Origin of the sequence: Paenibacillus sp. ACRRX (genome assembly GCF_022346885.1) — a bacterium.
Lineage (GTDB): Bacteria > Bacillota > Bacilli > Paenibacillales > Paenibacillaceae > Paenibacillus_B.
In genome coordinates this window covers 324,064-335,197 of sequence record NZ_JAKRNK010000005.1, presented here as the reverse complement: position 1 = coordinate 335,197, position 11,134 = coordinate 324,064, and the positions used below count along the sequence as shown (strand labels likewise).

Genomic DNA, 11,134 nt, shown 5'->3' with positions numbered 1-11,134 from the left:
GATGACGGTAGACGTAGAGAACGAGAAACGACTGCGTCATCACCTCGGCATTATTCCGATGCGAACAGCCTCTGGAATAAAGGCATTATATGATGGGCTATCTCTGCAAGCGCCGCATCTAATCGTGTTGGAAGGCGACTTGGCGCAGATGAGAACGCGTATGACAGGCAATGAGAGGGGTACTGATCGTGGCGCCAAGCAGACGTCAGGCTGGAACGAGGCCGCAGCCGCTACGGCTGTTGCTGCCACTACAAGCGGAGAAACAGGAGGCTCAGGCAGACATGCTTCGCTTGTTACAACAGCGATAGAAGAGACGCTTGCCAGACTGGTCTCTCAACTGCTTAAGGTGAAGCCGCAAGATATTGAGCCACAGCTAAAATTAAGCGATTATGGGTTTGATTCAGTTACATTTACGGAGCTGACGAATCGATTAAATGAACAATTTAAAGTGGATCTAACTCCGGCAATCTTTTTTGAGTACGCGACGATCCAAAGCTTTGCCGACTACATGGTTAAAGAACACTACGAGACGATTGCTCAATTGCTGCTGCCATCTGAAGCACTGAGCGAAGAGCTGCTAAACAAAGCTGGGAGCCTGAAAGCTGTAGACGAGCTGGATATAGCTCCGTTACCTCGTCGTGCACGCTTTGCACAGAACGCCTCAAACGTATCAACTTCTCTACACCGCTCTACTCATACACATGGGACAGAGCATACAGCTAGAGCCTCTGCATCTGACCTGTCTGGCGTATCACAATATCAAACAAGACCACTTATAAGTGCCAAACAAGCACTCGCAGACCCTCTAGGCGGGAGATCAGCATCTAATCAACAAGCCCTGCCAGGACAAGTTGCTATTATTGGGATGAGCGGCAAGTTTCCAATGGCTGATGACCTGGAGGAATTGTGGGCAAATCTGCTGCAAGGCAAGGACTGCATTACCGAAATTCCAGCTGATCGTTGGGATTGGCAGTCCTATTTCGGTGACCCTGCCATGGAGCCCAACAAGTCCAATGTGAAATGGGGCGGCTTCCTGAATGGGATCGCTGAGTTTGATCCGCAATTTTTTGGCATCTCACCGCGAGAAGCGGAGCTGATGGACCCGCAGCAGCGGCTGTTGATGACGTATGCGTGGAAGGCGCTGGAGGATGCTGGTTATGCAGCTGCCAGCTTGGCAGGTTCCGACACTGGTCTATTTGTCGGTACTGCGAGCAGTGGATACAGCGAGCATGTCTATCGTGCGGGCTTGCCGATTGAAGGCTACACTTCTACCGGCAGTGTTTCTTCCGTAGGTCCTAACCGAATCAGTTATTTCATGGACCTTCACGGGCCAAGTGAACCGATCGAAACGGCGTGCTCCAGTTCATTGGTAGCCTTAGACCGTGCCGTGGCGGCTATTCAGAATGGTAGTTGCCGTATGGCCATTGTCGGTGGAGTAAACACCATCTTGTCGCCAGAACCACATATCAGCTTTAACAAAGCGGGAATGTTGAGTGAGGATGGTCGTTGCAAGACCTTCTCAGCTGCTGCCAACGGGTACGTTCGCGGTGAAGGTGTAGGCATGCTGGTACTGAAAGGGTTGGATGAGGCGGAACGGGATGGTGATACGATCCATGGCGTCATTCGTGCGACTGCCGTTAATCATGGCGGGCGTGCGCAATCATTAACAGCTCCTAACCCGAAGGCACAAGCGGCTCTATTGCAAGCGGCGTATGGCAAAGCAGGGATTGATCCTCGAACGGTGACATACATTGAGGCTCACGGAACAGGGACTGAGCTGGGTGACCCGATCGAGATTAATGGCTTAAAAGCGGCGTTCCAGGCCTTATATGAAAAAAGTGGTCTGCCAGCAACAACTCAATCGCATTGTGGGCTGGGCTCAATCAAGACCAATATTGGGCATTTGGAACTGGCGGCAGGAGTTGCTGGTGTGATCAAAGTTCTACTGCAAATCAAACATCAGACGCTTGTCCAGAGCTTGCATTGTGATGAGGTGAACCCGTATATCCAGCTCAAGGACAGCCCGTTTTATATCGTACAGCATAAGCAGGAATGGACAGCGCTCCGTGATGAGTATGGCAATGTGGTGCCGCGCCGCGCGGGAGTAAGCTCATTCGGATTTGGTGGCGTCAATGCACATGCGGTCATTGAAGAGTATATTCCGCCAATTAAGCAGAAAACAGAGCGGACATCTTCAACAGAAGTGAAACCGGTTGTTGTTGTGTTGTCAGCGCGGAATGAAGAACGCTTGCGTGATCAGGCTGCTCAATGGCTGACCTATCTGGATGCAGGCAAGCTGGAAGATTCCGAGCTTGCAAATGCAGCCTATACACTGCAGACAGGTCGGCAGGCATTTGAAGAACGAATTGGCATTGTAGTCGCGTCTGTGCAGCAATTGCGCGATAAACTTATGCTTTACGTTTCAGGGGAAGAATCGATCTCGGGCTTGTACCGAGGTCATACCAAACGAAGCAAAGATCTGGTTTCGTTGTTCGCAGACGAAGATTTGAAGTTGGCGGTTGAGGCCTGGTTTGCCAAAGATAAGCATCATAAACTGGCAGAAATCTGGGCGCGGGGGCTGGACATGGATTGGAAACCGATGTATCAAAGTGTCCTTCCGCAGCGACTAAGCTTGCCGACTTACGTGTTTGCACGCGAACACTATTGGGTTGGGCAATGGAAGTCCGTGTCTGCGCGGTCCGAGAGCGTAGGCCAGTATAGTCATCACGAGCACTCAGTGGATGCATCACAACGTAATGGTCAGCGGCTTCCAACTGCCGAGGCCTCAATTCAGATCAGCCAACTTGGTCAGTCTCTAGCAGCAATGGACGCAGTTGGTCATACGACTCAGATTCAACGAGACACACTCCGAACAGAATCGTCAAATCGTCAGTATGAGCAGACGGCATCGAGAGATGCTTTGCAACGTTCGTTTGCTTCGACTGAGCCTGGTGCTCCATCGCCTGCTGTTCAAGTGCATACAGCAGCGAAGCCGACAGGCATCAAACTTAAGCCTACCAGCAATAGGCCTCCAGAGGTCCAGCATTCATCAGCTGCCGAGAGATCAACTGTAAAGCTGCGACCGCTGTCGAACTATACAGCTGAAAAGAATCTCCATGGTGTAACGACTGCCGCGCAAGCTGTTTCGCCCCAGTACGGTGAACTACAGCTAGGTAATGAAAGGTTAAGTAGATTACCGAACGTAGGAGAACCACCTGTTGGAGAATCGCTCACTTCAGTGGAGAGCCAGGATCAAACGTACGAAGGCTACCTCCATCAGACCACTGTCAAGAGTTCGCCGGAAGCTGCTTCAATGCTCGCACAGCGGCTGCGTCAAGAATTGACGTCAAGCTTAGCGGAGGCGTTATATTTGAGTGCTGCTGATATCGATACAGATAAGCCGTTTATCGAGATGGGACTGGATTCGATTATCGGGGTAGAGTGGATGCGTACCATTAATCGCTGCTATGGCACCACTATTGCGGCCACTAAAGTGTACGACTATCCGAATGTACGTGACCTAGCTTCCTATTTAGCTAATCAATTGCATCAAGCCGAGGCAGGAACTTTATCGAATCAGACAACTGCCGAACATAAGACGATATCAGAGACGCGAAGCATTTCATCATCAGTTGCAGGCATCTCCATACCCGATATCTCAACAGGAAGCAGGCAAATGGGCTCACTGCTGCAAGAACTTACCGAAACTCTAGCTGAAGCTTTGTATTTAACTATTGATAAGGTTGATACCGAAGTGAAATTTATTGATCTGGGGCTGGATTCGATCGTTGGCGTTGAATGGCTGCGCGCAGTAAACCGTCAATACGGCACAACGGTTACAGCGACCAAGCTGTACGACTATCCGACACTGCGCGAGTTCGCCACATATCTCAATTCACAATTATCTGATTATGATGGTTCACAGCCGTCTGTAGATCACGTGCTGCAGCAAGTGCAGGCGGGAAAGCTTGACATTCAGCAAGCAGAAAAGCTGCTTATGACATTAGGAGGCGTTTAGATGAACAAGGATCTTATTTTTAACATTGTCATCAACCATAGTCGGGAGTTGTTGCCAGAATTAGAAGGGCACAAGTTCCAATATACAGATCGATTGACGGATCTGGGCGCAAATTCTGTCGATCGGGCCGAAATTGTAATGATGACGATGGAATCATTGTCACTGCATATTCCTCGTGTTGAATTGTTTGGCGCATCCAACATTGGTGAATTGGTGGATCTGATTTATGACAAATTGCAGCTCGTCTAACGTGTGGGTCACCGGTGCGGGAATAACTTCTGCAGTAGGAAAAGGGCAATCAGCGTTTGCTGAGGCCCTTTTCCGTGGTGATCATGCTTTTGGCATAATGGAGCGGCCGGGACGGCAGAAGGAGAGCAGCTTTATCGGGGCGGAGTTGGCCCCGATGCTGCCTGCGGACCGCATCGCCAAGCGGTTGTGGCGAGGTGCATCGCTGACCAGTCAAGCCGCACTGGTCACACTGCTGGAAGCGTGGGAAGAGGCGCGGTTGGACAATGTGAATCCGACACGAATCGGTCTCATTATTGGCGGTTCAAATGTACAGCAGCGTGAGCAGTTGCTCACCTATGATACTTATGCGAATCGGCCGCTCTACACGAGGCCAACCTACGCACTTACTTTTATGGATAGTGATTTATGCGGCATATGTACGGAGCAATTCAATATCAAAGGATTTGCCTATACGGTAGGCGGGGCCTCAGCAAGCGGCCAAGCGGCGGTAATCGCTGGAGCAGAGGTGATTCGTTCCGGTCAAGCGGACGTTGTCATTGCTTTGGGGGCGCTGATGGATTTGTCCTACCTGGAGTGCCAGGCATTACGTTCGCTTGGCGCGATGGGTTCCGATCGTTATGCGGGTGATCCTGGCGCGGCTTGCCGGCCTTTTGACCGTTCGCGGGACGGCTTTATTTACGGAGAAGCCTGCGGTGCGATAGTTCTTGAGCGTGCGGAGCATGCTGCGGAGCGCGGGCAGAAAGCTTATGCTCGCATCGCTGGCTGGGGCATGGCAGCGGACGGCAATCGGAACCCGAACCCTTCTGCGGAGGGGGAGACACGTGCCGTACAGAAGGCATTGATCTCCGCAGGTGTGGATTCGAGCGAGATTGATTATATCAATACGCATGGAACAGGTTCGGCAATTGGGGATGAGACTGAACTACAGGTCATTAGAGATTGTGGTCTTGAACAGGCTTATCTGAATGCGACCAAGTCAATTACAGGTCATGGACTCAGTGCAGCGGGAAACGTGGAGCTAGTGGCAACACTTCTCCAGATCAAGAGTTCCAAGCTGCATCCCACCCGCAACTTGTATGATCCGATTGATCCAGCGCTGCGCTGGGTCGCGGATCAGTCGATGGACCATGAAGTCCGGAACGCATTAAGTTTAAGCATGGGATTTGGCGGCATGAACACAGCCGTTATTTTGCAGCGATTATGAACGGAAAGCAGGGAGAGGGCAGATGATCTCAGCGGGAATAGAAGCAATGAATGCTTTTGGAGGTACGGTAAGCCTGAATGTGATGGAACTGGCCAAATATCGCAAGTTAGATACAGGCCGATTTGAAAATTTGTTAATGGTAGAAAAGTCAGTTGCCCTCCCGTACGAGGACCCGGTAACGTTTGCGGTTAATGCGGCAAAGCCAATAATTGACGCAATGTCCGAAGCTGAAAAGAACCGGATCGAGATGTTGATTACATGTACGGAATCGGGTATCGATTTTGGCAAATCCATCAGTACTTATGTTCACCATTACTTGGGGCTGTCGCGAAACTGCAGGCTATTTGAAATGAAACAAGCCTGCTATGCGGGAACCGCTGGCTTTCAGATGGCTGTTAATTTTGTGCTGTCGCAAGTATCGCCGGGTGCTAAAGTATTGGTCGTTGCTACGGACATCTCTCGTTACTTGAAAGTTGAAGAAGGAGATGAATTGTCGCCGGACTGGTCCTTTGTGGAGCCCAGTGGGGGCGCTGGCGCCGTAGCACTGCTCGTCTCGGAGCAGCCGGTTGTCTTTCAGGTCGATCCTGGCGCCAATGGGTATTATGGCTATGAGGTCATGGATACTTGCCGACCAGTACCGGATAGTGAAGCCGGAAATGCGGATTTATCGCTGCTCTCCTATCTGGATTGTTGTGAGCAAACTTATCTGGAGTATGAACGTCGGGTAAGCGGAGTTCATTACCGGGAAACGTTTGATTACATGGCATATCATACGCCTTTTGGTGGCATGGTCAAAGGCGCCCATCGCACGATGATGCGCAAGATGGTCAAAGCAAAGTCCGCCGAGATTGAGCAGGACTTTGAAGAGCGTGTGCTTCCTGGCCTGCACTACTGTCAGCGAGTCGGCAACATTATGGGGGCCACGCTGTTTCTTGCGCTGACCAGCACAATTGATCAAGGCAACTTTGACGTGCCGAAACGAATCGGCTGTTTTTCTTACGGATCAGGATGCTGCGCTGAATTTTTCAGTGGTGTCGTGACACCTGAAGGGCAGGAGAGACAACGTCAACTGGCAATTGGCCGCCAATTATCGACGCGTTATTCACTCGCGATGGATGAGTACGAAGCCGTGCTGCAAGCAAGCGACATTGTCAAGTTCGGCACACGCAACGCCAAGCTCGACCCGCTGTTTATTCCACAGGCCGTGATCAGGCATACGGCACCGCGACTCGTGCTTGATGAGATACGCGATTATCACCGCGTGTACAAATGGTCCAATGTCACATGAGCAGCCTTTACGAGACCATCCGCATTCGTCATCAAGGTCCAGTGGCATATATCCAGTTGTACAGGCCAGATGCAGACAATTCGATTAATGACCTTATGATCTTCGAATGTTCGGACGCGCTGGTTAATTGCGGTGATCATACCCAGGTCATTGTGCTGGAAGGTTTGCCGGATGTGTTCTGTTCTGGTGCCGACTTTCAGCATGTAAGCGAGCATGATGCGGCAGGGTCAGAGGCTCTCGATGTAGCTGCCCCCCTTTATGCGTTATGGGAACAACTTGCCAACGGACCGTATGTCACAATTGCACATGTAAAAGGAAAGGTGAATGCGGGTGGTGTGGGCTTTGCAGCAGCTTGTGACATGGTTATTGCAGAAGATTCGGCGCAGTTCAGTTTATCGGAAATGCTATTTGGCTTGTTTCCGGCATGTGTGCTGCCTTTTCTCATTCGCCGCATAGGCTACCAGCGATCCCACTACTTAACGTTATCCACGCAAGCAATCAGTGGAAGCCAAGCGTATGAGTGGGGGCTTGCTGATGCAGTTGGACCCGACAGTGAACTGCTGTTGCGCAAGCACATCCCGCGGCTGACTCGAATATCAAGGGAAGGTATTGTGAATTACAAGTTATACATGTCCAAGCTTCGTGATGACATATCAGCTGCCAAGCCAGAGGCGATTAGGGCCAATCAAACGATGTTTGCGGACCCCTCAACTCGTGAAAGAATCAGCCGTTATGCCGCGACAGGACTATTTCCATGGGAATCCTAGGAGCGAACGCCAGTTATGAAACAATCAATCGTTCAAATGAAAGAGATAGAACCTGGAATCATGCTGCTGCAGATGGAAGACCGCGAGCATAAAAACATGCTTACCCCTGACATGACCGCTTCGCTGCAAGCGGCATTTCGGCTTATCGGGGCGGACGAGCGCTGTCGTGCAGTGATCTGGACGGGATATGACAGCTATTTCTCATCTGGGGGCACGAAGGAAGGATTATTGTCCATCCATGCAGGCCGGGCCGTATTTACAGATGCATCCGTATTTCAACTGTCCTTGGAATGTCCGGTTCCAGTCATTGCAGCTATGCAGGGACATGCGATCGGCGGGGGATTGTCGATGGGACTCTTTGCCGACTTTGTGGTGTTAAGTAGAGAAAGTGTATACACAGCCAATTACATGAAATACGGTTTTACGCCAGGTATGGGCGCTACCTTTATTATGCCGTACAAGCTGGGGTATTCGCTCGGCAGCGAAATGCTGCTGACGGGCAGCGCTTATAGAGGGGGCGAGCTGGAGCGTCGCGGCGTTCCGTTTCCCGTTGTACCAAGAGGGGATGTATTGGCGGAGGCGTTGGAGCTGGCACGAAATATGGCATTGAAGCCACGAGCATCGCTGCTGACCTTGAAGCACCATTTGACAAGGGCGATTCGGGAGCAGCTCTCAGAGGTCATCCAACAGGAGATCGAAATGCACGAACAGACGATTCATCAAGCAGAAGTTAAAGAACGGATCACACAGTTATTTGGCAACTAAAGTATTAAATTGACAGATAAAGAGGGAGATAAATGAACGCACAAGCGATCTTACGGTCTCTGCAGGAGGGAAATATTAGTCTGGCGGAGGCTAAGCACAGACTTAGCGAGGCCTCGAGGCAGGAACAACGTTTAGCGGAAGGGCCTGTATCAGCACAAGATGCAAGGCAAGATTTGAGTCAAGAGATACAAGACTCTATACCGGAATCGAAATGGTTGCACAAGCAAGTGTCTACAACAGAACCGAAGCTAGGACGCGAACTTTCCCCACAGCCTTCTGGACCGATACGTGATTCTTATGATGAGAGCAATGATGGAGCAGCCCGCCTTAAGCGAGACTCCGATGCCATAGCCATCATTGGGATGTCCGGGCAGTTTCCACAGGCGAACACGATGGAGCAATTTTGGAGCAATCTGGCGGAAGGACGCGACTGCATAAGTGAAGTGCCCGCGGATAGGTGGGATATGTCGTTCTACGACGCAGACCCCAAGACACCTGGCAAAAGCTACTCCAAGTGGATGGGCGTATTGGAGGAAGCGGACCAATTCGATCCGCATTTCTTCCAATTGTCTCCTGCCGAAGCCGAATTTATGGACCCGCAGCAGCGATTGTTCCTGGAGCATTGTTGGCGGAGTCTGGAGGACGCTGGCATAGCCCCCTCCAGCTTGGCTGGCAGCCGCTGCGGCGTATTCGCAGGCTGCTCCGTGAACGATTACGATCATCTCATGGGCAATGAAGGGATGAGCGCATACGGACTTGTAGGACGCTCTATCGCGATCCTGCCCGCCAGAATTTCTTATTTCCTTAACTTAAAAGGTCCTTGTTTGGCAATAGACACGTCCTGTTCTGCCTCATTGGTTGCGATTGCGGAAGCCTGCAACAGCTTAAAATTGGGGGATAGCGATCTGGCGCTGGCAGGCGGCGTATGCGTGCTGACAAATCCCGCGATGCATATTATGACAAGCAAGGCAGGCATGCTGTCGCCGGACGGACGCTGCTTTACGTTTGACAATCGGGCAAATGGGTTTGTGCCAGGTGAAGGCGTTGGCGTCATCCTGCTCAAACGTCTGGCGGATGCTGTACGGGACGAGGATCTTATCTATGGTGTCATTCGCGGGTGGGGGGTGAATCAGGATGGCCGAACAAACGGGATTACAGCCCCTAGCGGTCAATCTCAAAGTGAGCTGGAGCGTGATGTATACGAGCGATTTGGCATTGATCCTGAATCGATTACGATGGTCGAGACTCACGGTACAGGCACAAGATTAGGTGATCCGATCGAAGTCGAAGCGTTGACAGCTGCCTTTCAGACCTACACGCAAAAGAAAGGATACTGCGCCCTTGGCTCGGTTAAAAGTAATATCGGTCATCTGTTGACGGCTGCCGGAGCAGCAGGTGTTATTAAAGTCCTTCTCTCGATGCAGCATAAGCTGCTGCCACCGACAATTCATTTTGAAGCTTTAAATGACCACATTACGTTGAGCGAGAGTCCGTTTTATGTAAATACGCAGCTGCGGCCATGGAATACTGCTGCGTCTGCACCAAGACGTGCTGCGGTGAGCTCTTTTGGGTTCAGTGGCACGAACGCCCATCTTGTTATTGAAGAATATGTATCCTCAGCTCAGGAGATTGCCTGCTCAACGCAAGTACTGTCGCAGGTTGCCACGCAAATGGTCGCAGGTAACGTTTTATCCTCTTCACATGTTGCTGCCATGAATGCGGCAGATGCTGGACGTTCCACAAATGCAAGGAATGCTGGATCTGTTGGACAATATGTATTTCCTCTGTCTGCTCCAGATGCAGATGGACTTATACGATATGCCAATATGCTTCGAAAATGGATTAGCAGTAAAGGCTATGATAACCCCGAATTGGTAAAATCGCTGGCTTATACGCTTCAGACTGGACGGGAACCGATGAAGGAACGTGTCGTGATCATCGCTGCTCACGTGTCCGATCTGTTGTTAGGCTTGGAAAGTTATTTGAACAATCAGACCTCACCTCATGTGATTACCAAAAGGCATGTATCCGATACAAGCCTTACAACTGCAGACACTCCAAATATTTACACCTCAGACTCACTGAACACTGGCACAAATTCAATAGGATCATATCCCACAGCTGCGCCTACCTTTGCTGCATACTCTAAAACGTCTCTTCATTGGCAGGGACCACAAAGTCTACGAGATGGTTTGCCGCCGAACGATTTCAAGCATCTAATTGATGTAGCCAATACCTGGGTGAATGGAGGCATTGTTCCTTGGCGTGAGCAGTATACTAACAGCTCTTCCAGCCCTGTGCGATTGAGACTGCCAGGCTATCCGTTGAGAAAGGAGAGCTATTGGGTGCGTTATGCAGCAGCAGATGTGGCTCCAACTCAGCAAATCCAAGCGCCAACTCACCATGCTTCTACAGATGCAAGGACTTATGTCTACGAGCTGCTGGCTAGGCACAGCATAGGCATTCAGTCGAATCAGTCTGTAAATTTGTTAGATGAGGGACTGCCATTTATCCAACTGGGCCTCGATTCGCTGGTGGCGATCCATATCCAAAATATGATAATGAAGGATTTTGGCCTTGAGGTCACGATGGTCCAACTTATGGATGGCTTGAATACGCGTGAGCTGATTCAGCTGCTGGAAGGCGTTAATCATGAACTTGCCATTAAACAGACTGAAGCTGTTGCATCAGAGCATTCCAGTGGCGCGGAACGTAGGCAATGGCTTGATGTAGAACATAACGTTCCTCGAATGGATCAAATGAAGCAGAGAGAATACGGTGTTCCGGGCCAAAAAGAAAAGAAGCAAGATGAAGCAGTATGGATGGAGTTATAAGAAAAAGGA

Annotated in this window: 7 protein-coding genes and 1 pseudogene; all 8 read left to right on the top strand. The window is 50.6% G+C overall.

The annotated features are described in order from the left end of the window. Position 1: 1 nt before the first annotated feature. Positions 2-2,428 (top strand): annotated as a pseudogene (locus MH117_RS17060) (type I polyketide synthase); the annotation flags it as partial. Further along, positions 2,411-4,018 carry an acyl carrier protein gene (locus MH117_RS26725; protein ID WP_481857276.1) on the top strand — a complete coding sequence of 536 codons (1,608 nt, stop codon included), beginning with the start codon at positions 2,411-2,413 and terminating at the stop codon, positions 4,016-4,018. The pseudogene MH117_RS17060 and the gene MH117_RS26725, both read left to right, overlap by 18 nt. Beyond that, the gene (locus tag MH117_RS17050; RefSeq protein ID WP_239330433.1) at positions 4,019-4,267 is read left to right on the top strand and encodes an acyl carrier protein; all 249 of its coding nucleotides are present in this window, start codon (positions 4,019-4,021) and stop codon (positions 4,265-4,267) included. After that, positions 4,245-5,471, top strand: a complete 1,227-nt coding sequence (locus MH117_RS17045; RefSeq protein ID WP_239330430.1) for a beta-ketoacyl synthase N-terminal-like domain-containing protein — start codon at positions 4,245-4,247, stop codon at positions 5,469-5,471. The genes MH117_RS17050 and MH117_RS17045 overlap by 23 nt, the downstream gene beginning before the upstream one ends. A 22-nt stretch (positions 5,472-5,493) precedes the next feature. After that, a complete protein-coding gene (locus MH117_RS17040; RefSeq protein WP_239330427.1) occupies positions 5,494-6,759 on the top strand; it encodes a hydroxymethylglutaryl-CoA synthase family protein in 1,266 nt (421 codons plus the stop codon). After that, positions 6,756-7,526, top strand: coding sequence for an enoyl-CoA hydratase/isomerase (locus MH117_RS17035; RefSeq protein WP_239330424.1), 771 nt, complete (start codon positions 6,756-6,758; stop codon positions 7,524-7,526). The genes MH117_RS17040 and MH117_RS17035 overlap by 4 nt, the downstream gene beginning before the upstream one ends. Before the next feature lie 15 nt (positions 7,527-7,541). Further along, complete coding sequence (locus MH117_RS17030; protein ID WP_239330421.1) at positions 7,542-8,291, top strand: polyketide synthase; 750 nt, start codon at positions 7,542-7,544, stop codon at positions 8,289-8,291. 32 nt (positions 8,292-8,323) lie between these two features. Then, positions 8,324-11,125, top strand: a complete 2,802-nt coding sequence (locus MH117_RS17025; protein ID WP_239330419.1) for a type I polyketide synthase — start codon at positions 8,324-8,326, stop codon at positions 11,123-11,125. The last annotated feature ends 9 nt before the right edge of the window (positions 11,126-11,134 follow it).